The sequence below is a fragment of the Ramlibacter tataouinensis TTB310 genome (assembly GCF_000215705.1).
Lineage (GTDB): Bacteria > Pseudomonadota > Gammaproteobacteria > Burkholderiales > Burkholderiaceae_C > Ramlibacter > Ramlibacter tataouinensis.
This window is the reverse complement of record NC_015677.1, coordinates 443,283-468,995: the sequence shown is the minus strand read 5'-3', so window position 1 is coordinate 468,995 and position 25,713 is coordinate 443,283. Positions and strand designations below refer to the sequence as shown.

The window sequence follows — 25,713 nt, the reverse complement described above, 5'->3', positions numbered from 1 at the left end:
TCTCCTTGGGGGCATGCCCTGGAGCGGGCCAGGCCATTGTGCGCGCCGGGCGGCGCTTTCAGGAAGCGGTGGCCTGCCGCACCGCGTGCTCCCAGCGCGCCATGTGCTCGGCCGCGCGGCCGCGGTCCCAGGCCGGCTCGAAGTGACGTTCGGCGCGCCACAGGGCCGTCAGGTCGGCGGTGCCGCCGAACACGCCGGCCGACAGCCCCGCCAGGTAGGCGGCTCCCAGCGCCGTGGTCTCGGTCACCGCCGGCCGCACGACCGGGATGCCCAGCAGGTCGGCCTGGAACTGCATCAGCAGGTCGTTCACGCTGGCGCCGCCGTCCACGCGCAGCTCGGCCAGCGGGGCGCCGCCGGCGACCTGGGCGTCGCGGCTCATGGCCTGCAGCAGCGCCGCGCTCTGGCAGGCGATGCTCTCCAGCGCGGCGCGCGCCACGTGGGCGATGGTGGTGCCGCGGGTCAGGCCGGTCAGGGTGCCGCGGGCGTCGGGCTGCCAGTACGGCGCGCCCAGGCCGGTGAAGGCCGGCACCAGGGTGACGCCGCCGGTGTCGGGCACGCTGGCGGCCAGGGCCTCGATCTCGGCGCTGCTCCTGATGGCCTTGAGGCCGTCGCGCAGCCACTGCACCACGGCGCCGCCGACGAACACGCTTCCCTCCAGCGCGAACTCGGGCCGGGCGCTGGCCTGCGCCGCGCTGGTGGTGATCAGCCCATTGGCCGAGCGCTGGAAGCGCCCGCCCATGTGCATCAGCATGAAGCAGCCGGTGCCGTAGGTGTTCTTGGCCATGCCGGGCGCGAAGCAGGCCTGGCCGAACAGCGCGCTCTGCTGGTCGCCGGCCACGCCGCCGATGGCGATGGGCGCACCCAGCAGATCGGCCCGCGTGGGCCCGTACGCGGCGCTGGAGGGCAGCACCGAGGGCATCAAGGAGGCAGGGATGTCCAGCAGTGCCAGCAGCTCGTCGTCCCAGCGGTTGCGGTGGATATCGAACAGCATGCTGCGGGAGGCATTGCTCACGTCGGTGGCATGGAGGGCGCCGCCCGTCAGCTGCCACAGCAGCCAGCTGTCGATGGTGCCGAAGGCCAGCTCGCCCCGCAGCGCCTGCTCGCGCGCGCCGGGCACGTTTTCGAGCAGCCAGGCGATCTTGGTGGCGGCGAAGTAGGCGTCGATCACCAGCCCCGTGCGCGAGCGGATCAGCGCCTCGTGGCCCTGCTCGCGCAGCCGGACGCACAGGGGCTCGGTGCGCCGGTCCTGCCAGACGATGGCGTGATGGATGGGCTGGCCCGTCGCGCGGTTCCACAGCACCGTGGTCTCGCGCTGGTTGGTGATGCCCAGCGCGCGCACCTCGCGCGCATGGATGCCGGCCTGGGCCAGTGCCTCGCGCGCGGTGGCCAGCTGGCCGCGCCAGATCTCCATCGCGTCGTGCTCGACCCAGCCGGGCTGCGGGAAGATCTGCGGCAGCTCGCGCTGCGCCTGGGCCACGATGCGGCCCTGGCCGTCGAACACGATGCTGCGCGAGCTGGAGGTGCCCTGGTCCAGGGCGAGCAGGTAGGTCATGCGTGTGCTTTCATTCGGCGGCGATGTCGCAGCGTACGCCAGCGTCGGCCAGCAGGGTGGGGAACGGCTCCGGGGGCGCGCGGTCGGTGAACAGGCGGTCGATCTGCGGCAGCGTGGCCAGCTCCACCATCGCCGGCCGGTTGAACTTGCTATGGTCGGCGGCCAGCCAGACCTCGCGGGACTGCTGGATGATGGTCTGGGCCACCTTGACCTCGCGGTAGTCGAAGTCGCGCAGCGAGCCGTCGGCCTCGATGCCCGAGATGCCGATCAGGGCGATGTCGACCTTGAACTGGCGGATGAAGTCGGCCGTCGCCTCCCCGATGATGCCCCGGTCGCGCGTGCGCACCACGCCGCCGGCGACGATCACCTCGCACTGGGGGTTGCCGCTGAGGATGGCGGCCACGTTGAGGTTGTTGGTGATCACGCGCAGCCCCGTGTGGTGCAGCAGGGCGCGGGCGATGGCTTCGGTGGTGGTGCCGATGTTGATGACCAGCGAGCAGCCGTTGGGCACCTGGCCCGCCACGGCGCGGGCGATGGCGGCCTTGCCGGCGGCGTTGAGGCTTTCGCGCTGCTGGTGCGCGATGTTCTCGACCGTCGAGCTCGGCACCTGCACCCCGCCGTGGAAGCGCGCGAGCAGGCCGGCATCCGCCAGGCGCTGCACGTCGCGCCGCACGGTCTGCAGCGTCACGCCCAGGGTGTCGGCCAGTTCCTCCACGGTGGCCGCCCCGCGCAGACGGACCACGTTCAGCAGCTTGATCTGGCGCGGATTCGAATTCACCACCACATCCCATTGGGCCCTGGCAATCCAGCGGGCGACTCTAAAACGAAAAATAACGAACAAGGCGAGGGAAAACGCTGAGGGAAAGCGCGCCCAAAACAACAAGAATGAAAAAAACCGAACCACCACGGACACACACAAGGGCAGGCCGTGAATCCTGGAGCACACACGCAGGCACCCCCCGCCGCGCGCGGCGAGGCCCCGGCGTGCGCCGGCTGCGACGTGCTGGTGGTCGGCGGCGGGATCAACGGCGCTGGCATCGCGCGCGACCTCGCCGGCCGCGGCTGGCGGGTGGTGCTGTGCGAGCAGGACGACCTGGCCTCGCATACCTCGTCCGCGTCCACCAAGCTGATCCACGGCGGCCTGCGCTACCTCGAACACTACGAGTTCTCGCTGGTGCGCAAGGCGCTGCAGGAGCGCGAGGTGCTGCTGCGCAGCGCGCCGCACATCATGCGGCCGCTGCGCTTCGTGATGCCGCACGACGCCGCCATGCGCCCGGCCTGGATGATCCGCGCCGGGCTGTTCCTGTACGACCATCTGGCGCGGCGCCAGCTGCTGCCCGGCTGCCAGACGGTCTCGCTGCGCGGCCATGCGCTGGGGCAATGCCTGCAGCCGCACCTGGACCGCGCTTTCGTGTACTCCGACGGCTGGGTGGACGACGCCCGCCTGGTGGTGCTCAACGCGATCGATGCACGCGAGCGCGGCGCGGTGGTCCACACCCGCACCCGCGTGACAGCCGCCGTGCGCGGTGCGCAGGGCTGGACGGCAACCCTGCAGCCGGCCGGCGGCCCGGCCCGCGAGCTGGGCGCGCGGGTGCTGGTCAACGCCGCCGGCCCCTGGGCCGAGGGCTTCCTGCGCCAGGCCCGCCCGGCCGGCGCCGGCGCGGGCCCCGGCCGCAGCCTGCGGCTGGTCAAGGGCAGCCACATCGTGGTGCCGCGCTGCTTCGAGCACGACCACGCCTACGTGTTCCAGAACGCCGACAAGCGCATCATCTTCGCCATCCCGTACGAGCAGCGGTTCACCCTGATCGGCACCACAGACGTGGAGCTGCGCGGCGACGCCCGCGGCGCGCGCATCGACGCCGCCGAAACCGCCTACCTGTGCGGGCAGGCCAGCCGCTACCTGCGCAGGCCGGTCGCCCCGGCCGACGTGGTGTGGAGCTACTCGGGCGTGCGCCCGCTGCTGGACGACGCCTCGGGCGACCCGTCGGCCGTCACGCGCGACTACCTGCTGGAGCCGGACACGGTGGGCGCGCCGCTGCTGACGGTGTGGGGCGGCAAGATCACCACCTTCCGCAAGCTGGCCGAGGAGGCGGCCGACCAGGTCGGCCGCATGCTGGGCCAGTCCCGGCCGGCGTGGACCCGGCAGGCCCTGCTTCCCGGCGGCGACCTGAGCGCCTGGATCGGCCCCGCCCGGCGGCCCGACGTGGACCTGGCGCGGTTCTGCCAGGCCCTGGCGCGGAGCCATCCCTGGCTGCCGGACCCGCTGCTGCTGCGCCTCGCGCGCAGCTATGGCGCCCGCGTCGACCGGTTCCTGCCAGCTTCCGCCGCCGGCATGGGCCGGGAAGTGGCGCCGGGCCTGTACGAGGCCGAGCTCGACCACCTTCGCCGCGACGAATGGGCCACCCGGGCGGACGACGTGCTGTGGCGCCGCAGCAAGCTCGGGCTGCACTCCAGCCCGGCGCAGCGCGACGCGGTGGCCTGCTGGATGGAAGATCGGCACGAAACACGGATGGTGGCGTGATGCAGCTGACCCTGGACCGCATCGGCAAGAGCGTGGGCGCGCAGCAGTGGCTGTACGAGATGAGCCTGGCGCCGCAGCCCGGCGCCGTGACGGTGCTGCTGGGCGCCACGCAGGCCGGCAAGACCAGCCTGATGCGCATCATGGCCGGACTGGACCGCCCCAGCCGCGGCAGCGTCCGGGTGGACGGGCGCGACGTGACCGGCGTGCCCGTGCGCGAGCGCAATGTCGCCATGGTCTACCAGCAGTTCATCAACTACCCGTCGCTGCGCGTCGCGGACAACATCGCCTCGCCGATGAAGCTGCGCGGCGACAGGAACGTCGCCGACCGCGTGCGGCAGCTGGCCCGCCGCCTGCACATCGATATGTTCCTCGACCGCTACCCGGCCGAGCTCTCCGGCGGCCAGCAGCAGCGGGTGGCGCTGGCCCGCGCGCTGGCCAAGGGCGCGCCGCTGATGCTGCTGGACGAGCCGCTGGTCAACCTGGACTACAAGCTGCGCGAGGAGCTGCGCGACGAGCTCACGCAGCTGTTCGCCGCGGGCGAATCCACGGTCGTCTATGCCACCACCGAGCCGGGCGAGGCCTTGCTGCTGGGCGGCTACACCGCCGTGCTGGATGCCGGCGAGCTGCTGCAGTACGGGCCGACCGCCGAGGTGTTCCACGCGCCGCGCTCGCTGCGCGTGGCCCGTGCCTTCAGCGACCCGCCGATGAACCTGCTGGCGGCCACCGCAGCCAGCCTGGGGGTGGAGCTGGGCGGCGGGCTGGCCCTGTCCATCCCCTTGCCGTCCGCCGCCTCGGGGGCGCTGACCCTGGGCGTGCGCGCCGGGGCGCTGCGGGTGCGCCAGGGCCCGGGCGACATCGGCCTGGCGGGCAGCGTGGAGCTGGCGGAGATTTCCGGCTCGGACACCTTCGTCCACGTGGCCACCGGCGTCGGCGAGGTGGTGGCGCAGCTGCCCGGCGTGCACCGCTTCGGGCTGGGCGAGGCGATCACCCTGTACCTGCATCCCTCGCAGACCTATGTGTTCGGCAGCGACGGCGCCCTGCTGGTGGCGCCGCCCCGGCCGCCCAGGACCTGACATGGCGCGCATCGACCTGGACCTGGCCCACGCCTACCGCCCGAATCCGCGCGCCGACAGCGACTACGCGCTGCTGCCGCTGAAGATGAGCTTCGAGGACGGCGGGGCCTACGCGCTGCTGGGGCCCTCGGGCTGCGGCAAGACCACCATGCTGAACATCATCTCGGGCCTGCTGACGCCCTCGCAGGGCAGCGTCCGCTTCGACGGCCAGGACGTCACGACCCGCAGCCCGCAACAGCGCAACATCGCGCAGGTATTCCAGTTCCCGGTGATCTACGACACCATGACGGTGGCCGAGAACCTGGCTTTCCCGCTGCGCAACCGCCGGCTGCCGCAGGCGCAGATCGCCCGGCGGGTCGGCGAGATCGCCGAGATGCTGGAACTCTCCGGCCAGCTGAACCAGCGGGCGGCGGGGCTCACCGCCGACGCCAAGCAGAAGATCTCGCTGGGCCGCGGCCTGGTGCGCTCCGACGTGTCGGCCGTGCTGTTCGACGAGCCGCTCACGGTGATCGACCCGCACCTGAAGTGGCAGCTGCGGCGCAAGCTCAAGCAGATCCACCAGGAGCTCAGGCTCACGCTGATCTACGTCACGCACGACCAGGTCGAGGCCCTCACCTTCGCCGAGCAGGTGGTGGTGATGACGCGCGGGCGCGCGGTGCAGGTGGGCAGCGCCGACGCCCTGTTCGAGCGTCCCCGGCACACCTTCGTCGGCCACTTCATCGGCTCGCCCGGCATGAACTTCCTGCCGGCGCAGGCCGACGGCGGCGGCTCGCTGTCGGTGGGCGGCACCCGGCTGGCCGCCGGGCGCGCGCTGCCCGAGGGCGAGCTCAAGCTCGGCGTGCGCCCCGAGTACGTGCGGCTGGCCGCCCCCGGCGAGGCGGGCGCCCTGCCCGCGCAGGTGGCGCGGCTGCAGGACATCGGCACCTACCTGATGCTCACCGCCGCCGTGGCCGGCCAGAGCGTCAAGGCGCGCCTGGCGCCCGGCACGCCCGTGCCGGCGCCTGGCGAGCCGGTCTGGCTGCAGCTGGTGGGCGAGCACACCTGTTTCTACAAGGACGAGGAGCTGGTCGCATGAATGGAACCACCAAACCCGTCAACCAGAAGGCCTGGCTGCTGGTCCTGCCGGTGCTGCTGTGCGTGGCGTTCTCGGCCATCCTGCCGCTGATGACGGTGGTGAACTACTCGGTCCAGGACATCATCTCGCCCGACCGGCGCGTCTTCGTCGGCACCGAGTGGTTCGCCTCGGTGATGCGCGACGAGGAGCTGCACGGTGCCCTGCTGCGCCAGCTCACCTTCTCGCTGGCGGTGCTGGCGGTGGAGATCCCGCTGGGCATCGCCCTCGCGCTGTCCATGCCGGCGCAGGGCTGGAAGGCCTCCCTGGTGCTGGTGCTGGTGGCCCTGTCGCTGCTGATCCCCTGGAACGTGGTGGGCACCATCTGGCAGATCTACGGCCGCGGCGACATCGGCCTGCTGGGCGCCGCGCTGCAGAAGGCCGGCATCGACTACAGCTACACCGGCAACGCGCGCGACGCCTGGCTCACGGTGCTGGTGATGGACGTGTGGCACTGGACGCCGCTGGTTGCCCTGCTGTGCTACGCGGGCCTGCGCTCCATCCCCGACGCCTACTACCAGGCCGCGCGCATCGACGGCGCCAGCCGCCTCGCCGTGTTCCGCTACATCCAGCTGCCCAAGATGCGCGGCGTGCTGATGATCGCGGTGCTGCTGCGCTTCATGGACAGCTTCATGATCTACACCGAGCCCTTCGTTCTCACCGGCGGCGGCCCCGGCAACGCCACCACCTTCCTGTCGCAGTACCTCACGCAGAAGGCCGTGGGCCAGTTCGACCTGGGCCCGGCGGCGGCCTTCTCGCTGATCTACTTCCTGATCATCCTGCTGCTGTGCTTCATCCTCTACAACTGGATGCAGCGGGTCGGGACGCAATCCAAGGAGGACGGCCATGAATAGGCCCCGCTTCCAGGCGCGCTCGCTGTTCCTCGTCGCCTACATCGTCTTCGCCCTGCTGCCCATCTACTGGATGGTCAACATGAGCTTCAAGACCAACGGCGAGATCCTCTCCAGCTTCTCGTTCTGGCCGCGGCAGTTCACCTGGGACAACTACCGCACCATCTTCACCGACCCGTCCTGGTATTCGGGCTACATCAACAGCCTGATCTACGTCGCCATCAACACCGTCATCTCGCTGACGGTGGCGCTGCCGGCCGCGTACGCCTTCTCGCGCTACAGCTTCCTGGGCGACAAGCACGTGTTCTTCTGGCTGCTCACCAACCGCATGACGCCGCCCGCGGTGTTCCTGCTGCCCTTCTTCCAGCTCTACACCACCGTGGGCCTGATGGACACGCACATCGCGGTGGCCCTGGCCCACCTGCTGTTCAACGTGCCGCTGGCGGTGTGGATCCTGGAAGGCTTCATGAGCGGCATCCCGCGCGAGATCGACGAGACCGCCTACATCGACGGCTACTCGTTCCCGCGCTTCTTCCTCACCATCTTCCTGCCGTTGATCAAGGCCGGCGTCGGCGTGGCGGCGTTCTTCTGCTTCATGTTCAGCTGGGTCGAGCTGCTGCTGGCCCGCACGCTGACCAGCGTGGACGCAAAACCCATCGTGGCGACCATGACGCGCACCGTCTCGGCCTCGGGCATGGACTGGGCGACGCTGGCGGCCGCCGGCGTGCTCACCATCGTGCCGGGCGCCATCGTCATCTGGTTCGTGCGGCACTACATCGCGAAGGGCTTCGCGATGGGCCGCGTCTGACGAAGGAGGACCGCCATGCTCGACTGGATGGCCTGGACCCTGCCGGTGGCGGTGTTCTTCACCTGCATCGTGCTGCTACTCGCGGGCATGACCGTGTGGGAGCTCAAGTCGCCCACCACCCTGCGCAAGGGCTTCCTGCCGATCGCCACGACGCGCGGCGACCGGCTGTTCATCGGGCTGCTGGCGGCAGGCTACATCAACCTGGCGTTCATCGGCCTGGCCGGCAAGTTCACCCAGTGGTTCGGGCTGGAGCGCGAGCCCAGCATCTGGATCAGTTTCGCCGTCTCGATGGCCGTGCTGGCCCTGATCATGCGGCGCGGCTAGCCTTGGTTTCGGGAATCCGGCCCGGTTGCTTCCCCGGGGCCGTGGTGACCCTCACTGCAGATCGGGGGAGCGCGTGATCCTTGAGGAGACATGAGATGAAGATGCGCTATTCCGCACTGGCCCTGGCCGCCGCCTGCGCGGTCGCAAGCCAGGCCTGGGCCGGCGAGGCCGAAGCCAGGAAGTGGGTCGACAGCGAGTTCCAGCCGTCGACCCTGAGCAAGGACCAGCAGATGGCCGAGATGAAGTGGTTCATCGAGGCCGCCAAGAAGCTGCAGGCCAAGGGCGTGAAGGAGATCTCGGTCGTGTCCGAGACCATCACCACCCACGAGTACGAATCGAAGACCCTGGCCAAGGCCTTCGAGGAGATCACCGGCATCCGCGTCAAGCACGACCTGATCCAGGAAGGCGACGTGGTGGAGAAGCTGCAGACCTCGATGCAGTCCGGCAAGTCGATCTACGACGGCTGGATCAGCGACAGCGACCTGATCGGCACGCACTACCGCTACGGCAAGATGATGAACCTGACCGACTACATGGCCGGCGCGGGCAAGGAGTTCACCAACCCCGGGCTGGACATCAAGGACTTCATCGGCACCAAGTTCACCACGGCGCCGGACGGCAAGCTCTACCAGCTGCCCGACCAGCAGTTCGCCAACCTGTACTGGTTCCGCGCCGACCTGTTCGCCCGCCAGGACCTGAAGGACAGGTTCAAGGCCAAGTACGGCTACGACCTGGGCGTGCCGCTGAACTGGAGCGCCTACGAGGACATCGCCGCCTTCTTCAGCGAGGACGTGAAGACCATCGACGGCAAGCCGATCTACGGCCACATGGACTACGGCAAGAAGGACCCGTCGCTGGGCTGGCGCTTCACCGATGCCTGGCTGTCCATGGCCGGCACCGCGGACGTCGGCAACCCGAACGGCCTGCCGGTGGACGAGTGGGGCATCCGCGTGGCCGCCGACAAGTGCACGCCCGTGGGCGCCTCGGTGGCCCGCGGCGGCGCGACCAACTCGCCGGCGGCCGTCTACGCGCTGACCAAGTACGTGGACTGGATGAAGAAGTACGCGCCCAAGGACGCCACCGGCATGACCTTCGGCGAGTCCGGGCCGGTGCCGGCGCAGGGCCAGATCGCGCAGCAGATCTTCTGGTACACCGCCTTCACCGCCGACATGACCAAACCCGGGCTGCCGGTGGTCAACGCCGACGGCACGCCCAAGTGGCGCATGGCCCCCGGCCCCAACGGCCCCTACTGGAAGCAGGGCATGCAGAACGGCTACCAGGACGTGGGCTCCTGGTCGTTCTTCAACGGCCATGACGCCAACCGCACGGCGGCGGCCTGGCTGTATGCGCAGTTCGTGACCGCCAAGACCACGTCGCTGAAGAAGACCCTGGTGGGCCTCACGCCCATCCGCGAATCCGACATCCGGTCCAAGGCCATGACCGACATGGCGCCCAAGCTGGGCGGCCTGGTCGAGTTCTACCGCAGCCCGGCCCGTGTCGCCTGGACGCCCACCGGCACCAACGTGCCGGACTACCCCAAGCTGGCGCAGCTGTGGTGGAAGAACGTGGCCCAGGCCGTGACCGGCGAGAAGAGCCCGCAGGCCGCGATGGACACGCTGGCCGAGGAGATGGACCAGGTGATGGCGCGGCTGGAGCGCGCCGGGATGGCCAAGTGCGCGCCCAAGCTCAATCCCAAGGGAGACCCGGCCAAGTACCTGAGCACCAATGGCGCCCCCTGGGCCAAGCTGGCCAACGAGAAGCCCAAGGGCGAGACCATCGACTACGACAAGCTGCTGCAGGCCTGGAAGGACGGCAAGGTCCGCTGAACGGCCCCGGGGCACGAGGCCGACGGCCGCTCAGCGGCGCATCGGATCGTGCCCCCAGTTCATCAGTGAATAGCGCCAGCGGCTCTTCTCCACCGCCTGCGGGCGCTGCGCCAGGTGGCGGTGGACGTAACCCACCACCTTGCGCATGTGGGCCAGGTCGTCGCGGCTGAGGTCGCGGGCGCGCTTGCCCAGCAGCTCCACGATGCGCCGGCCGGAGGCGTGGCCCACGGACTCGCCCTGCCCCTCCTCCTTCCAGCCCACCTCGCGCGACTCGGGCGTGGCCAGCCATTTCTCCAGCTCCGCGACCGTCATGTTCACCGCCTCGCGGAACTCGTTGCGGACGGTCTTGGCCTCGTCCAGGGTCGATGCGGCCTCGGCCGTCATGCCTTGTCCTCCTGGCCCGCTTTGCGCAGCGCCGAGGGCTTATGCGCGGCCTGCGCCCCGCTGGCGGTCTCGACCAGGTACTCCGGGTTGTCGGGCGAGGCGGCCACCTGGTGGCCCTTGATGCGGGTGCGGCTGGTCAGCTTCTTCTTGACCTTGCCCTTGGCGATGCCGCCGTGCGAGTTCCACTCCACCGGGTCGCCCGGCCTGAACTTGTCGGTCATCGTGCTGCTCCTTGTCGGGTTGAGGACGGTCCATGGTGACCTTCCCCGCGCCAGCGGGGGCTCAGCAACGGCCCAGGACGCATCGCGCCCGGCCCGGGTGAGGAAAACTGCCCACCGGCACCGCTCAGCCCAGCGCCAGCCGGGCCGTGTTCTTCACCTCCTCCATCACCGCGTAGGTGCGCGTCTCGCGCACGCCCGGCAGCTGCCACAGCACCGTGCCGGCAAAGCCGCGGTAGGCCGGCATGTCGGCCATGCGGGTCTTGAGCAGGTAGTCGAAGCCGCCAGCCACCATGTGGCACTCCAGGATCTCCGGATGCACCTGCACCGCCGCCTTGAAGGCGTCGAACACGCCCGGCGTGGTGCGGTCCAGCAGCACCTCGACGAACACCAGCAGGCCGGCGCCCAGCTTGGCCGGGTCCAGGCGCGCCTCGTAGCCCAGGATGTAGCCCTCGCGCGCCAGGCGCTGCACCCGCGCCAGCACCGCCGTGGGCGACAGCGCCACGGCCTCGGCCAGCTTGAGGTTGGAGATGCGCCCGTCGTGCTGCAGCACGTCCAGGATCTTCCGGTCGATGCGGTCGATGTCGGCCACGGCCCAGCCTTTTCGTAGTGAATTGTTCGGCGATAAGGCGATATTTAGCCTGAAATTCACCACAGACCCCGTCACCATGGCGGCATGGACACACCTGCCGCCGACCGCCTGCCTTCCCCCTACCGCCCCGAAGCCGCCGTCCTGGCCGACCGCCTGCGCCGGCTCGAAGGCGCCCTCGACTGGGCTGCCGCCGCGGCCGCCGCCGCCCCCTGGGTGCAGGCGGTGCGCCGGCATCCGCCGCCTTTCTGGGCGATGGAAAGCCTGCTCAAGGAGTACCCCATTTCCAGCGCCGAGGGGCTGGCGCTGATGCGCCTGGCCGAGGCCCTGCTGCGCGTGCCGGACGCCGAGACTGCCGTGGCGCTGACCGCCGACCAGCTGGGCCGTGCCGATTTCTCCGGCGCGGCCGACGGCGCCCTGGCGCGGCTGTCGAATGCCGCGATCGCCTTGTCCAAGAAGCTGCTGCCGGAGCAGGCGGACGCCCCGGACGGCGGCGGCCTGCTGGCCCGCTTGGGCGCGCGCACCGTGGTGGCCGCGACGCTGCGCGCGGTGCAGCTGCTGGGCCGCCAGTTCGTGCTGGGGCAGGACATCGGCGCCGCGCTGGACGAAGCGGATGCAGCCCGGCGCGCCCAGCCCGCGCTGCTGTTCTCCTACGACATGCTGGGCGAAGGCGCGCGCACCGCGCACGACGCCGAGCGCTACCTGGCCAGCTACCGCGCGGCCATCGCCGCCATCGCGGCGCGCGGCGACGCCGCGCGGGCGCCGGCCGAGAGCGACGGCATCTCCATCAAGCTGAGCGCGCTGCACCCGCGCTACGAGGAGGCGCAGCGCGAGCGCGTGCTGCGCGAGCTGGTGCCTCGCGTGTGGCAGCTGTGCGAGCAGGCCGCCCGGTCCAACCTCAACCTCACCATCGACGCCGAGGAGGTGGACCGGCTGGAGCTGTCGCTGGCGGTGTTCGAGGCGCTGGCCGAAAGCGTCGCGCAGCGGCATCCGCGCTGGAGCGGCTTCGGCCTGGCGCTGCAGTCCTACCAGACGCGCGCGCTGGAACTGATCGAGCACGTGGCGGACCTGGCGCGGCGCCTGGGCCTGCGCTTCATGTGCCGGCTGGTCAAGGGCGCGTACTGGGACGCCGAGATCAAGCGCGCCCAGGAGCTGGGCCTGCCGCACTACCCCGTGTTCACGCACAAGCAGCACACCGACGTGTCCTACCTGGCCTGCGCCCGGGCGCTGCTGCAGGCCGCCGACGCCATCTACCCGCAGTTCGCCACGCACAACGCCGGGACGATCGCCGCCATCCGGCAGATGGCCGAGCGCGAGGGTGCCGCATTCGAACTGCAACGGCTGCACGGCATGGGAGAGGGGGTGTATCGCGAAATTCTTTCGCGATACACCCCTTCGGGGCAGGCTGGGCTCGCCCCCACCCAACCTCCCCCATCCGGGGGAGGCTTTGAGCCGCGCGTGCGGGTCTACGCACCCGTCGGCAAGCACCGCGACCTGCTGGCCTACCTGGTGCGCCGACTGCTGGAGAACGGCGCCAACTCCTCCTTCGTGCACCAGCTGGCCGACGAATCCGTGGGCCTGGACCAGCTGCTGGCCTCGCCGCTGGCCCAGGCCCGGGCCTCGCTGGCGCGGCTGGCGCAGCAGCCGGCCCTGCCGCTGCCGGCCGGGCTGTACGGGCCCGGCCGGCGCAACAGCGCGGGCCTGGACCTGGCGGTGGCGGCGATGCGCGCGCCGCTGCTGGCGGCGCATGCGCAGCTGCGGGTGCCGCCGGTGGCGCAGGCGCAGGCGGGCGAAGCGCCGGCCGCGGTGGCGCGCGCCGCCGCGGCCTTCCCGGCCTGGGATGCCCGGCCCGTGGCCGAACGGGCCCAAGCCCTGCGCCGCGCCGCCGATGCCATGGAGGCGCGCATGGCGCCGCTGTGCGCGCTGCTGGTCGCCGAGGGGCGCAAGACCTGGGGCGACGCCGTGGCCGAGGTGCGCGAGGCGGTGGACTTCCTGCGCTACTACGCCGGCGAGGCCGAACGCGTGATGCAGCCCGCGCTGCTGCCGGGGCCGACCGGCGAGCGCAACGAACTGCGCCTGGCCGGCCGCGGACCCTGGGTCTGCATCAGCCCCTGGAACTTCCCGCTGGCCATCTTCACCGGCCAGGTCGCGGCCGCCCTGGCCGCCGGCAACACCGTGCTGGCCAAGCCGGCCGAACAGACGCCGGCCGTCGCCCGGGAAGCGGTGCGCCTGCTGCACGAGGCGGGCGTGCCGCCGGACGCGCTGCAGCTGCTGCACGGCCCCGGCGAGACGGTGGGCGCGGCCCTGGTCGCGGCGCCCGGTGTCGCCGGCGTGGTGTTCACCGGCTCCACCCAGGTCGCCAGGCTGATCCAGCGCGCCCTGGCCGCCAAGGACGGCGCCATCGTCCCGCTGATCGCCGAGACCGGCGGCATCAACGCCATGCTGGTCGACTCCACCGCCCTGCCGGAGCAGGTGGCCGACGCGGTGGTGCAAAGCGCCTTCCGCTCGGCCGGCCAGCGCTGCTCGGCGCTGCGGCTCTTGTGCGTGCACGAGGGAATCGCCGACGCGGTGATCGAGATGGTGGCCGGCGCCGCGCGCGAGCTCACGGTGGGCGACCCGGCCCTGCTGTCCACCGACGTCGGCCCGGTGATCGACGCGCAGGCCTTCGCCGGCCTCCAGGGGGAACTGCAGCGGCTGCGCCAGACGGCCCGCGCGGTGCTTGCCCCCGCCGAGGCGCCCGCCGCGCCGCCGCACTGCATCGCGCCCCAGGCCTTCGAGGTGGAGCGCGTCACCGACGTGCAGCGCGAGATCTTCGGCCCGGTGCTGCACATAGCTCGCTGGTCGGGCGACCCGCAGGCGGTGGTCGAGCAGGTCAACGCGCTGGGCTACGGCCTGACGCTGGGCATCCAGACGCGCATCGACAGCCGCGCCCAGGCGCTGGCCGCGCGGGCGCGGGTGGGCAACGTCTACGTCAACCGCAACATGATCGGCGCCGTGGTGGGCGTGCAGCCGTTCGGCGGCGAGGGCCTGTCGGGCACCGGGCCCAAGGCCGGCGGCCCGCATTACCTGCCGCGCTTTTGCGCCGAGCGCACGCTGACCGTGAACACGGCGGCGGCCGGCGGCAACGTCGCCCTGCTGGCGGGCTGATGCCCGGCTAGGCCAGCGCCCGCGCGATCACCGGCCGCATGGCGCGGTAGCAGTACGCGTAGGCCTCGCCGCTGGGATGCAGGCCGTCGTGCGCGTAGTAGCGCGGCGCGTCCGCCGAGAACGGGTCTTCCGAGGGCTCGCGGTAGAAATCGATGAAGGCCACGTCCGCCTGCCGCGCGCACTCGGCGAACAGGCGGCAGCAGCGCCGCGCCTGGCCGCTGAGCAGCCAGGAGAACGGCGGGATGAACAGCGGCGCCCGGCCCACGTTGGCCAGGCCGGCCCAGACCACGTGGTCGGCGATGCCGGCCAGCCGCGCCAGCAGCTCCTGCAGGTCGCGCCGCAGCGCATCCAGCCGCGCGAAGCGCAGCACGTCGTTGCCGCCCACCTGCAGCAGCACCAGGTCGAAGCGCCGCCACTGCGGCGACTCGCGTGCCACCCGCGCCAGCGTGTCGCGCACCCGGGCGCCGCTGCTGCAGGCGTTGACGATCTCGGCGTCGGGCCAGTCGCGCGCCAGGCGCGCGCCTATCGAGTGCGAGGCCGGGTCGCAGCCCACCCCCACGCCGGTGCTGTCGCCCAGCAGCAGGATGCGCAGCGGCGCCCCGGGGCGCCGCCGCTGGAACAGGGGCAGCGCCCGGTGCCGCTCGGCCAGCTGGATGGCCCGTTGCAGCCGGGCGGCCTGCAGCAGGACCACGCCCGTCAATGCCGCCGACAGCGCGCCGCAGGCGGCGGCCGTCCAGGCGTCCACGCTCAGCGCGCCGGGCCGCGGGCCAGCCGCGCCATCAGGACGATGCCGTACACCGCGGCCAGGCCGACCAGGATGTAGACGATGCGCGAGAGCATGCTGCCGCTGCCGAACAGCGCGGCCACCAGGTCGAAGTCGAAGGCGCCCACCAGGCCCCAGTTGAGGCCGCCGACGATCATCAGCACCAGCGAGATCCAGTCCAGCGCATTGAGGTGGGTGGGGGAAGCGGCCAGCGGGGCGGCCGAGGAGCCCGGGCGCATGTCGGTTGCCATGGGTATTTTCCTTTCAGTCAGGGGATGCGGGGGAGTGCCGGCCAATGTGGCAAACCCCGGGTGCGCGGCGCGTCAGACCAGGCCGCGCCGCCCCCTCGGAAAGGACCGCGCCCGTTCAGCGCGCGCGGCGCCGCCGCAGCTCAGCCAGCAGCGACTTGAGCCGGCCCATGTTCAGCGGCTTGGTAAGGTGGGCGTCGAAGCCGGCGGCCAGGGAGTCGCGCTGGTCGCCTTCCTGGCCCCAGCCCGTCACCGCCACCAGCATCACGTCCTGGCCGCCCGCGCCGGCGCGCACGCGCCGCGCCACTTCGTGGCCGCTGAGGTCGGGCATGCCGATGTCCACCAGCATGATGGCCGGCCGCCGGGCCTGGGCCAGCCGCAGCGCCTCTTCGCCGCTGTGCACCGCCACCACCTGGAAGCCCGACAGCTCCATCAGCTTGGCCAGCGCCCAGGCGGCGTCGACGTTGTCGTCGGCGATCAGCACCAGTTCCCCGCCACCCGGCTCCGCCGCCGGCGGGGAGGAAGCCGGCGCCGCGGCCGCTGCCGCGCCTTCGGCCGCGCCGGGCCGGTGCAGGGGCAGGCCCAGCTGGAACCGGCTGCCCTGGCCGCGGCCGGCCGAGGCGGCGCGCAGCCAGCCGCCGTGCAGTTCGGCGATGCTGCGCGACAGCGCCAGCCCGATGCCCAGGCCGTCGTTGGGCCGGCCGCGCTCGTCATGGGCCTGCGTGAACAGGTCGAACATGCGCTCGATCTCGGACGGATCTATCCCGATGCCGTTGTCGGCCACGGTGACGACCACCTGCTCCGGGTCGGCCTCGGCCGACAGCTCGATCTTCCCGCCGTGGGGCGTGTACTTGGCCGCGTTGCCGATCAGGTTGGACAGCAGCTGCCCCAGCCGCAGCGGGTCGGCCTGCAGCCACAGCGGCTCCTGCGGCAGGCGCACCGTCAGCCGGTGGCCGGCGGCGCGCACCAGCGGCCGCGTGCTCTCCAGCGCGGCGGCCACCACGTCCGCCAGCAGGACCGGCTGGCGCTTGAGCGTCAGCCGCCCCAGGCGCAGCCGCGAAACGTCCAGCAGGTCGTCCAGCAGCTCGCGCATGGCGTCGGCCTGGCGCCGCACCACGTCGGCGGCGCGGCGCAGGTCGTCGCCGGACGTATCCGGCGCGGCCAGCATCTCCGAGGCGCTGCTGATGGAAGCCAGCGGGTTGCGCAGCTCGTGCGACAGCACGGCCAGGAAGCGGTCCTTGGCCGCGTCGGCCGCCTCCAGCTCGCGCCGCGCGCGCAGGTTGTCCTCCAGCGCGCGCACCAGCTCGCCCTGGCTGCGCACCAGCGCCTCGCGCGCTTCGCGCTGCTCGGTCTGGTCGCGCAGGATCTTGACGAAGCCCACCGCCGTGCCCGCCGCGTCGTCCATGCGCATGGCCACGCCGCTGGCCCAGAAGGTGCTGCCGTCCTTGCGCCGGTGCGGCCGCTCGTCCTCGGCCCGGCCCTCGGCCAGCGCCTTGCGCGCCTCGGCTTCCGCAGCGCCGGCGGCCCGGTCGCCCTCGGTGAAGATCACGTCGCCGCTGCGGCCGAGCACCTCCTCCTCGGAGTAGCCGAGCAGGCGCTGGGCGCCGCTGTTCCAGGCCGTGACGCGGCGCTCCGGGTCGAGCGAGAAGATGGCGAAGTCGCGCGCGTTCTCCACGATCAGGCGCAGCCGCTCCTCGCTGGCGCGCAGCTGCTCCTGCGCGCGCCGCGTCTCGGTGACGTCGCGCACGATGGCGGTGCCGCCGATCACCCGGCCGTCGGGGTCGCGGATGGGCGAGATGGACAGGGCCACCTGGATCTCGGTGCCGTCCTTGCGCCAGCGCAGGGTTTCGAAATGGAGGTCCCGGCCCTCCTCCAGCAGGCGCACGTTGGCGCGCAGCCGCTCCTCCTGGCTTGGCGCCGTCAGGGCCAGCGACTGCCCGATCATCTCCTGCGCGCTCCAGCCGAAGATGCGCTCGCAGCCCGAGTTCCAGCTCAGCACGGTGAGATCCGGCGCGAAGCTGACGATGCCGTCGCTGGTCGAGTTGACCACGGCCGACAGCCACAGCCGCACCTCCTCGGCCTTCTTGCGCTCGGTGATGTCGATGAAGGACAGCACCACGCCGGCGATGCGGTCGTCCAGGGTGCGGTAGGGCAGCAGGCGCGTGAGGAACCAGTTGCCGTCCGCCAGCCCGACCTCGCGCTCGACCGGGATCAGCCGCTCCAGCACCCGCCGGGCGTCGTCGCCCAGCTCGCGGTACTCCAGCCGGGTCGCCAGGTCGGCCAGCGGCCGGCCCAGGTCGGTGGGGATCAGGTTGAAGATGCGCACGGCCGACGGCGTGTAGCGCATCACGCGCAGCTCGCGGTCCAGGAACACCGTGGCGATCTCGGTCGCGTCCATCAGGTTGTGGATGTCGCTGTTGGCGTGCGCCAGCTCCTCCACCTTGGCCTTGAGCTCGTAGTTGACCGTGGAGAGCTCCTCGTTGATGGACTGCAGCTCCTCGCGGCTGGTCTCCAGTTCCTCGGTGGCCGAGCGCAGCTCCTCGTTCATGGCCTGCAGTTCCTCGTTGCTGGCCTTGAGCTCCTCGGTGGAGGCCTCGTACTGCTCCACCGTGTCGCGCAGGTGCGATTTCAGCCGCTCCAGTTCGCGGTCGAGGTGGTGGGCCACCGGGTCGGCCCCGGCGCGCTCCGGCCCCGCCAGGGCGGGAGCGCGCGCGGCATCCACCGGACGGGCCGAGAACATCACCATGAACAGGTCCGGCGCCAGCTCGAGCGTGGGGCTCACGCGCAGCTGCACCTCCATCGGCTGGCCCGCGAGCTCCACCGGGGTGGCGACCACCTCGGCGGTCTGCTGCGTCTGGGCCGCCTGGAACAGGGCCGCGCGCAGCTCGATGCGCAGGCTGGGGTGCACGGCGCGCATCAGGTTGCGGCTGGGTTCGCCGCCGCCGTACTGCAGGAAGCGGCCGGCCTGTGGCGACAGGTGCAGGATCTCGTGCTCCGCGTCCACCAGCACCGAGGGCGGCGCCAGCACCTCCAGCAGCTTGAAGTGCACCTCGCCCCAGGAGGTGCCGCGGCCGGCCTCGCCGGCCCGGTGCGCACGCACCGGCGCGACCACCGGCTGCAGGCCGCGGCCGGGGATCGCGGGCGCCTCGGCCAGCGCCGGCGGCAGGTCCAGCGCCAGCGCCAGCGAGCTCGGGCCGTGCGGCGTCGGCGGGCTCAGGCGCGGTGCCGGCCGCAGGCCGAAGATGCGGTTCTTCTTGTCGATGACCGAGAACAGGCCGCCGGCCTCCTCGATCGACTCCGAGGCGCCCAGGAACAGCCGCCCGTGGGGCTGCAGGGCGAAGTGGAAGGTCTGGAACACGCGCTGCTGCGCCTCGCGGTTCAGGTAGATCAGCAGGTTGCGGCAGGAGACCAGGTCCAGCCGCGAGAACGGCGAGTCCCTGAGCACGTCGTGCTGGGCGAACAGCACCAGCTCGCGCACCTCGCGGCGCACCCGGTAGCCCTGGTGCTCCTTGAGGAAGTAGCGGCGCAGGTGCTCCTGCGGCACGTCGGCCTCGATGGTGGCCGGATACACCGCCTCGCGCCCCACCCGGATGGCCTCCTCGTCCAGGTCGGTGGCGAAGATCTGGATCACCGGCGGCGCGTCGAGCTGCCGGGCCCGCTCGCACAGCAGGATGGCCAGCGAATAGGCCTCCTCGCCGGTGGCGCAGGCCGGCACCCAGACGCGCAGCGTGTCGCCCGGCGCCCTGTCACGGAACAGCTCGCCCAGGTGCGCCTCCAGCGCGCCGAAGCAGTCGGCGTCGCGGAAGAAGTTGGTGACGCTGATCAGCAGGTCCTGCAGCAGCGCGCCCGCCTCCCCGGGCCGGGTGCGCAGGCAGTTCAGGTAGCCGTGCAGGTTGTCGGTGCCGTTGACCTGCATGCGGCGGGCGATGCGCCGCACGATGGTGGCCCGCTTGTAGGCCGAGAAGTCGCGGCCGGTGCGGGTGCGCAGGAAGGCCAGCACGTCGCGCAGGGGCGCCTCCTCGCCGTCGCCCGCCGGCCCCGGGCCCCCGGGCGGCGCGGCCGCCGCCGGGGGCGCCTCCTCGGCCGGCAGCCGCAGGGCCTTCTCGAGGCGGAAGTAGGCCAGCAGCCGCGGCGCCATGTCGGCCACCGGCAGCACCCAGTCGACCATGCCGGTGGCGATCGCGCTGCGCGGCATGCCGCCATGCTCGCACTCCTGCGGGTCCTGCGCGATGGTCAGGCCGCCGCGCTCCTTGATCCGCTTGATGCCGATGGCGCCGTCGCCGTCCGCGCCCGACAGCACCACCGCCGCCGAGTGCGGCCCGTGCGCGTCGGCCAGCGAGCGGAAGAACAGGTCCACCGCCACGTGCCGGCGCTCGGGCTGCAGGCTGTCCAGCCGCAGGAAGCCGTCGCCCACCTTGATGGACTTGCCGGGCGGGATGACGTAGACGGTGTTGGGCTCCACGCGCTGGCGCTCGGTCAGCTGCGTGACGCGCATGCGAGTGGTGCGCTGCAGCAGCTCGGCCAGCGTGCTTTCGTGCTCCGCATTGAGGTGGATGACGACCACGAAGGCCAGGCCGGCCTCGGCCGGCACAGCGCGGAAGAACTGCTGCAGCACGGGGATCGCCCCGGCCGAGCCGCCCAGCCCCACCAGCGGAATCAGGCGATACCCCTGGCTGGGCACCGCGTCGTCCAGGCCATCCGTCGGGGGTTCTTGGTGCTGTTCTGCTTCGGGTTGTGCGCTCATCCCTGCCCCTTCCGGTCGGGGCATGGATTATGCGTCCGCTGACTCGATCATTCTGCTCAGCTGTTCGGCCTGCTCGCGCAGACGCTCGGCCTGGCGGCGGCCCGCCTGCGCCTGCGCCACATCGCCCGTGGCCTCGGCCACGGTGGCCAGGCGCAGCAGCAGCAGCCTGCGCTCCTGCAGCGAGCGCAGGCTGCTCCACAGCGCGTGGTCGGCCTGCTCCTGCTGCGCCGCCTCCAGCGAGCGGGCGGTGAAGCCGTGGCCGGTGTGGCAGCGGTAGCGCAGCGGCTGCGACCCCTTCAGCTCGACCAGGCCGCCGCCGCAGTCGGGACAGGTCAGCAGGGAGGGCTCTCCGAGATGCGCGAGTTGGTCCATGGGATCGTTTCCTTCGAACAGGGCCTGCTCCCTTTGCAAGTCTTGCGGCACCGTGGCGGGCGACCGGGCGGGCTGGCCCACCAGCTTCGCGAGCAGCGGCGCCAGCTGCGCCAGCCGCACGCAGTGGTCGACCTGCACATGGGCCAGCGCGCTGGCCGGCATGCTGGGCCCCACCGCTTCCTGCGGGTCCTGCACCACCGCCATGCCCCCGCACCGCTTGATGGCGGCCAGGCCGGCCGTGCCGTCGTCGAGGTCGCCGGTGAGGATGACGCCGATGGCGCGCTCGCGCCAGCCCAGGGCGGCGCTGCGGAACAGGGGGTCGATGGCCGGGCGCGCATAGTTCTCGCGCGGCCCGCGGTTCAGGCGGACCGCCTGCGGCGTGAGCAGCAGGTGGTGGTCCGGCGGGGCGACGTACAGCACCCCGGGCCGGGGCGGCTCGCCGTCCTTCGGGTGCACCGCCGGATGGGGTCCGCGCCGGCTGAGGAGCTGGGGCAGGATGCTGGCGCGGCTGCCCACGTGCAGCACCACCCCCACGATGGCGGGGAAGTCCGGCGGCAACGCGGCGGCCAGTTCGAGCAAGGCGTTGACGCCCCCGAAGGAGGCACCGATCACCACCACGGGAGCAGATGTCATGCACGGACAAGGGCAAGAACGGTGCCGCGCGCCGCGCGTAGCCCTTGTCCCACAGCCGGCGCACGCCGCAGCCGACGCCGCGGGCCCGGGTGCGCGCCCACACTGCCGCTACGCACCCATTCCTCGGAGGACACATGGCCTACAGCAGCATCCTGGGCGCCGACCGGGCGCCCACCCAACCCAGCGGCCGCGGCAGCGACCTGCTGGGACCCAGCGACAGCAGCGACAGCGGCAGCGATGCGCTGTTCTCCGACGAGATCCACGGCGACAGCGACGGTGCCGGCACCGGTGAGCGCGGCGCCGTGGCCGGCGCTGACGCGGTGGAAGGCGCCGACATCGCGCCCGACCGCGTGGTGCGCATGGACGCCGCCGGCGAAGCGGCCGGCATGAACGAGGACGACAACATCCCCGGCAGCGGCAACGGCTTTCCCGAAGCCGACCCCGATGGCCAGGAGTTCACCGACCTGGATGCCGACGACGCCGGCGCCGACGAGGGCACGGCCGAGTCCGACCGCTGAGGATGGCAGGCCGCAAGGCGGCTGCGCCGGCCACGCGGCAGCAGGTCCAGGCGACGCTGGAGCGCACCTTCGGCGTGCGCCGCATGCGCCCCGGCCAGCGCGCGGTGATCGACCGGGTGCTGGCCGGCCGGCCCACGCTGGCCATCATGCCCACCGGCGCGGGCAAGTCGCTGTGCTACCAGCTGCCGGCCGTGCTGCTGCCCGGCCGCACGGTCGTGGTCTCGCCGCTGATCGCGCTGATGAAGGACCAGTGCGAGTCGCTGCGCGAGCACGGCGTCCACACGGTCCAGCTCAACAGCGCTCTGGATAGCGAGGAGGCGCGTGCGGCGCAAGCCGCCGCCGAGGACGGCTCCGCGCGCATCCTCCTGCTCACGCCGGAGAAGCTGGCCGAACCAGGCTTCGTGCAATCGCTGTCCGGGCACCCCACCAGCCTGCTGGTGGTGGACGAGGCGCACTGCATCTCGCAGTGGGGCCACGATTTCCGGCCGGCCTTCCTGGAGATCGGGCCGGCGGTCGAGGCCCTGGGCCGGCCCACCGTGCTGGCGCTCACGGCCACGGCCACCGAGGAGGTGGCGCGTGACATCGCGCAGCAGCTGGGCATCCCCGCCGCCGGCATCGTCAACACCGGCGCCTACCGGCCCAACCTGGCGCTCAAGGTGGAGCAGGTCGCGCGCGAGCCGGAGAAGCTCGAGCGCGCCCTGGCCTTCGTGCGCGGCGCCCAGGGCAGCGGCCTGGTCTACACCGCCACCGTGAAGGCCGCGCAGGCGCTGCACGAGGCCCTGCTGGCCGCCGACGAAAGCGCCGGCCTGTACCACGGCAAGCTGCCCGCGGCCGCGCGCGCCGCGGCGCAGGACGATTTCATGGAGGGCCGCCTGCGCGTCATGGTGGCCACCAACGCCTTCGGCCTGGGCATCGACAAGCCCGACATCCGCTTCGTGCTGCACTACCAGCTGCCGTCCGGGCTGGAGGCCTATTACCAGGAGGCCGGCCGCGCCGGGCGCGACGGGCAGGCGGCGCTGTGCCACCTGCTCTACCTGCGCGCCGACAAGGCGGTGCAGCAGTTCTTCATGGCCGGCCGCTACCCCACCGACGACGATGCCGTGGCGCTGTACCAGGCCCTGCGCGGGCCGCCGCACGAGGGCGGCGCCTGGACGCTGGCGCTGCTGCAGGCCTGGCTGGGGCGTCCCAAGTCCAAGCTCCAGGTGGCGCTGGGCCTGCTGCGCCGGCGCGGCATCGTCGCCATTGATGCCGATGGCGGCATCCGGCTGCTGCGCGAGAACCTGGAAGGCGACGCGGTGCGCCCGCTGATGGCGGCCTACCGCGACAAGCGCGAGCAGGACCGCGAGACCCTGGAGCGCATGGTGTTCTACGCGCAGACCGGCCAGTGCCGCTGGCGGGTGCTGCTCGAGCACCTGGAGGGCGATGCCGGATTCGAGCACTGCGGCCATTGCGACAACTGCGTGCGCATCCGGCAGGCCGAGGCCGCACAGGCGTCTGCGCCGGCGGTCCAGCCCGACGCCGGCCTGCGCAAGCCCGCGCCCGCATCGCCGCCTGCCCTGGCACCCGGCGACCTGGTCAAGGTCAGGCGCTACGGCCGCGGCGAGGTGCGCGAGGCGTCCAGCGTGCAGGTGACGGTGGCCTTCGCCGACGGGCAGCTGCGCAGCTTCCAGCCCGAGTACGTCGCACGCTACAAGCCCAGGAGCGCCCCGGCCAGCACCCAGGCGGCCTGAAGCTGTTTTCGCGGGCAAAGCAACTGGACTGTTCAGGGGTGACCCTGCCAGTTCTGACAGTGACGTATTGCTCGCCGCAGTGGCCGCGCCTATAGTCGGCGCCCGTCCTCACGGTGTGTGTGGTCGGGCTGCCGACCATGACCGCCACCGTTTCCCCCACCTCTTCCGTTCCTGTGTTCCCGCACGGCGACGCCGACGAGTCGGCCGAGGCCCGGCGCATCCAGCAGGCGCTGCAGGAGCGCGAGGAGCAGCTGCGCCTGGCGACCGAGGCCGCCGAGGTCGGCCTGTGGGACGTCAACCTCCTGACCGGCACCTTGTTCTGGCAGCCGCGCGTCAAGGCCATGTTCGGGATCTCGCCGCAAGTGCCCGTGTCGATGGACGACTTCTACGCCGGCCTGCACCCGCAGGACCGCGAAGCCACGTCCGCGGCCTTCGCCAGGGCCTGCGATCCGGCGCTGCGCACCCTGTACGAGGTGGAATACCGCACCGTCGGCAAGGAGGACGGCATCCTGCGTTGGGTCGCCGCCAAGGGGCGCGGCCTCTTCGACGCGTCGGGGCGCTGCGTGCGCGTGCTGGGCACCGCCATCGACATCAGCGCGCGCAAGCGCGCCGAGCAGGAGCGGCTGCAGGATCAGGAGCGGCTGCGCCGCATGGTCCACGACCTGACCCAGCTGCACGAGACCTCCACCCGCCTGGCCGCAGGCCGCGACCTGCAGGAAACCCTGCAGGGAGTGATGCAGGCCGCCCTGTCGCTCAGCGGCACCGCCCGTGGCACGCTGAGCCTGGTACGGCCGCAGCGCGACGAGCTGGAACTGGTCGCCAGCGGCGGCTTCCGCAGTGCCTATCTGCAGCTGGTCGGACGCATCCCCAAAGGCGCCGGTGCCTGCGGCAGCTGCTGGCTGCTGGGCGAACGGGTGGTGATCGCGGACACCGACCAGGACCCCTTGTTCGCGCCCTACCGCGAGGCCGCCCGCGTGGGCGGCTACCGCGCGGCCCATGCCACGCCCCTGCTGGCGATGGACGGCCGGGTGCTGGGCGTGCTGACGCTGTTCCGCGAGCAGCCGGGCCGGCCGGACGACCGCGAGACCCGCATCGCCGACCTGCTGGCGCGCTCGGCCGCCGGCTGGCTGGAACACCACCAGCTGGTGCAGGCGCTGCGCGAGGCGGACACACGCAAGGACGAGTTCCTGGCGACGCTGGCCCACGAGCTGCGCAACCCGCTGGCGCCCATCCGCAACGCGGTGCACCTGATGGGCTACGCCGGCGGGCACAAGGTCGACTTCCGGCAGCTGCACGACATGCTGGAGCGCCAGGTGCTGCACATGGTGAGGCTGGTGGACGACCTGATGGAGGCCTCGCGCATCAGCCGGGGCAAGATCGAGCTGCGGCGCGAGCGGCTGGAGCTGGCCGACGTGCTGCGGGCGGCCGTGGAGAGCAGCCGGCCCGAGATGGAGCGCATGGGCCACGACTTCCGCTGCAGCCCGCCCCAGGCGTCGCTGCCGGTGCATGGCGACGCCGTGCGGCTGGCCCAGGTGTTCAGCAACCTGCTGAACAACGCGGCGCACTACACCGAGCGGGGCGGCCGCATCGAGCTGTCGGCGTGGGCCGAGGCCGGGCAGGCCTGCGTCAGCGTGCGCGACAACGGCATCGGCATCGCGCCGGAACAGCTGCCGCGCCTGTTCGAGATGTTCTCCCAGGTGGACCGGCGCCACAGCGGCGCGCAGTCCGGCCTGGGCATCGGCCTGAGCCTGGCGCAGCGGCTGGCCGGGATGCACGGCGGCTCGGTGCGCGTGCACAGCGCCGGCCTGGGGTGCGGCAGCGAGTTCACCGTGCGCCTGCCGCTGCTGGCGCCGGCCGCCGCCGGACCGCGCCCCCACCGGCGCTTCGCCGCCGAGGCGCTGGTTGTGGCGCGCGTGCTGGTGGTCGACGACAACCCCGACGCGGCCGACAGCTTGGCGCTGCTGATCGCGACGCTGGGCGCGCAGGCCCGGGTGGCGCACGACGGCGCCTCGGCCCTGGCGCTGGCGCAGGACTGGCAGCCGCAGCTGGTGCTGCTGGACCTGGGCATGCCCGGCATGGACGGCTACGAGGTGGCGCGGCGCCTGCGCGCGCGCCACGGCGGCCGGGCCCTGACGCTGGCGGCCCTGACCGGCTGGGGCCAGGAGCGCGACCGCCAGCGCACCCGGCAGGCCGAGTTCGACCACCACCTGGTCAAGCCGGTCGAGCCCGAGACGCTGCGCGCCCTGCTGACGGCGCGCGCGCGCGGCCGGTCCGCCACGCAACCCGCGAGCTCGGGCTGAC

General features: G+C 72.2%; 20 protein-coding genes. 11 read left to right on the top strand and 9 right to left on the bottom strand.

Going from position 1 to position 25,713, the window contains the following annotated elements:
- Positions 1–58: 58 nt before the first annotated feature.
- Both glpK and RTA_RS02300 read right to left on the bottom strand, forming a co-directional pair.
- A complete protein-coding gene (gene glpK, locus RTA_RS02305; RefSeq protein ID WP_013899760.1) occupies positions 59–1,552 on the bottom strand; it encodes a glycerol kinase GlpK in 1,494 nt (497 codons plus the stop codon).
- 10 nt (positions 1,553–1,562) lie between these two features.
- Positions 1,563–2,330, bottom strand: a complete 768-nt coding sequence (locus RTA_RS02300; protein WP_041675941.1) for a DeoR/GlpR family DNA-binding transcription regulator — start codon at positions 2,328–2,330, stop codon at positions 1,563–1,565.
- Between the two features lie 150 nt (positions 2,331–2,480).
- On the opposite strand from RTA_RS02300, the gene glpD reads away from it, so the two are divergent.
- The 7 genes from glpD (at position 2,481) to RTA_RS02265 (ending at position 10,066) form a co-directional block, all read left to right on the top strand.
- Complete coding sequence (gene glpD / locus RTA_RS02295) at positions 2,481–4,073, top strand: glycerol-3-phosphate dehydrogenase (protein WP_013899758.1); 1,593 nt, start codon at positions 2,481–2,483, stop codon at positions 4,071–4,073.
- Positions 4,073–5,146: an ABC transporter ATP-binding protein gene (locus RTA_RS02290; protein WP_013899757.1), complete on the top strand. Its 1,074-nt coding sequence runs from the start codon at positions 4,073–4,075 to the stop codon at positions 5,144–5,146. Before glpD ends, RTA_RS02290 begins: the two co-directional genes overlap by 1 nt.
- Before the next feature lies 1 nt (position 5,147).
- A complete protein-coding gene (locus RTA_RS02285) occupies positions 5,148–6,221 on the top strand; it encodes an ABC transporter ATP-binding protein (protein WP_013899756.1) in 1,074 nt (357 codons plus the stop codon).
- The gene (locus RTA_RS02280; RefSeq protein WP_013899755.1) at positions 6,218–7,111 is read left to right on the top strand and encodes a carbohydrate ABC transporter permease; all 894 of its coding nucleotides are present in this window, start codon (positions 6,218–6,220) and stop codon (positions 7,109–7,111) included. Before RTA_RS02285 ends, RTA_RS02280 begins: the two co-directional genes overlap by 4 nt.
- Positions 7,104–7,916, top strand: a complete 813-nt coding sequence (locus RTA_RS02275) for a carbohydrate ABC transporter permease (protein ID WP_013899754.1) — start codon at positions 7,104–7,106, stop codon at positions 7,914–7,916. Before RTA_RS02280 ends, RTA_RS02275 begins: the two co-directional genes overlap by 8 nt.
- 15 nt (positions 7,917–7,931) lie before the next feature.
- Positions 7,932–8,240 carry a DUF2160 domain-containing protein gene (locus RTA_RS02270; protein ID WP_013899753.1) on the top strand — a complete coding sequence of 103 codons (309 nt, stop codon included), beginning with the start codon at positions 7,932–7,934 and terminating at the stop codon, positions 8,238–8,240.
- A 95-nt stretch (positions 8,241–8,335) separates the two neighbouring features.
- Positions 8,336–10,066: an ABC transporter substrate-binding protein gene (locus tag RTA_RS02265; protein ID WP_013899752.1), complete on the top strand. Its 1,731-nt coding sequence runs from the start codon at positions 8,336–8,338 to the stop codon at positions 10,064–10,066.
- A 30-nt stretch (positions 10,067–10,096) separates the two neighbouring features.
- Here RTA_RS02265 and RTA_RS02260 read toward each other — a convergent pair whose 3' ends face one another.
- The 3 genes from RTA_RS02260 to RTA_RS02250 form a co-directional block, all read right to left on the bottom strand.
- On the bottom strand, positions 10,097–10,450 hold the full coding sequence (locus tag RTA_RS02260; RefSeq protein WP_013899751.1) for a DUF3140 domain-containing protein: 354 nt from the start codon (positions 10,448–10,450) through the stop codon (positions 10,097–10,099).
- On the bottom strand, positions 10,447–10,671 hold the full coding sequence (locus RTA_RS02255; RefSeq protein WP_013899750.1) for a hypervirulence associated TUDOR domain-containing protein: 225 nt from the start codon (positions 10,669–10,671) through the stop codon (positions 10,447–10,449). The genes RTA_RS02260 and RTA_RS02255 overlap by 4 nt, the downstream gene beginning before the upstream one ends.
- A gap of 124 nt (positions 10,672–10,795) precedes the next feature.
- The gene (locus RTA_RS02250; protein ID WP_013899749.1) at positions 10,796–11,260 is read right to left on the bottom strand and encodes an Lrp/AsnC ligand binding domain-containing protein; all 465 of its coding nucleotides are present in this window, start codon (positions 11,258–11,260) and stop codon (positions 10,796–10,798) included.
- An 84-nt stretch (positions 11,261–11,344) separates the two neighbouring features.
- On the opposite strand from RTA_RS02250, the gene RTA_RS02245 reads away from it, so the two are divergent.
- Complete coding sequence (locus RTA_RS02245; protein WP_013899748.1) at positions 11,345–14,404, top strand: L-glutamate gamma-semialdehyde dehydrogenase; 3,060 nt, start codon at positions 11,345–11,347, stop codon at positions 14,402–14,404.
- Positions 14,405–14,411: 7 nt separating this feature from the next.
- Here RTA_RS02245 and RTA_RS02240 read toward each other — a convergent pair whose 3' ends face one another.
- The 4 genes from RTA_RS02240 to RTA_RS02225 all read right to left on the bottom strand — a co-directional run bounded on the left by RTA_RS02240 (position 14,412) and on the right by RTA_RS02225 (position 21,164).
- Entirely contained in the window at positions 14,412–15,149 is a 738-nt protein-coding gene (locus tag RTA_RS02240; RefSeq protein WP_013899747.1) for an SGNH/GDSL hydrolase family protein, read from the bottom strand.
- Positions 15,150–15,151: 2 nt separating this feature from the next.
- Positions 15,152–15,418: a DUF378 domain-containing protein gene (locus RTA_RS02235; protein WP_013899746.1), complete on the bottom strand. Its 267-nt coding sequence runs from the start codon at positions 15,416–15,418 to the stop codon at positions 15,152–15,154.
- A gap of 115 nt (positions 15,419–15,533) precedes the next feature.
- Positions 15,534–20,159 carry a PAS domain S-box protein gene (locus RTA_RS19605; protein WP_013899745.1) on the bottom strand — a complete coding sequence of 1,542 codons (4,626 nt, stop codon included), beginning with the start codon at positions 20,157–20,159 and terminating at the stop codon, positions 15,534–15,536.
- 27 nt (positions 20,160–20,186) lie between these two features.
- The gene (locus RTA_RS02225) at positions 20,187–21,164 is read right to left on the bottom strand and encodes a chemotaxis protein CheB (protein WP_013899744.1); all 978 of its coding nucleotides are present in this window, start codon (positions 21,162–21,164) and stop codon (positions 20,187–20,189) included.
- A 134-nt stretch (positions 21,165–21,298) separates the two neighbouring features.
- On the opposite strand from RTA_RS02225, the gene RTA_RS02220 reads away from it, so the two are divergent.
- The 3 genes from RTA_RS02220 (at position 21,299) to RTA_RS19600 (ending at position 25,712) form a co-directional block, all read left to right on the top strand.
- Positions 21,299–21,682, top strand: a complete 384-nt coding sequence (locus RTA_RS02220; RefSeq protein WP_013899743.1) for a hypothetical protein — start codon at positions 21,299–21,301, stop codon at positions 21,680–21,682.
- Positions 21,683–21,684: 2 nt separating this feature from the next.
- Positions 21,685–23,412, top strand: coding sequence for a RecQ family ATP-dependent DNA helicase (locus RTA_RS02215; RefSeq protein ID WP_013899742.1), 1,728 nt, complete (start codon positions 21,685–21,687; stop codon positions 23,410–23,412).
- 137 nt (positions 23,413–23,549) lie between these two features.
- Entirely contained in the window at positions 23,550–25,712 is a 2,163-nt protein-coding gene (locus tag RTA_RS19600; protein ID WP_013899741.1) for a PAS domain-containing hybrid sensor histidine kinase/response regulator, read from the top strand.
- Position 25,713: the final 1 nt, after the last annotated feature.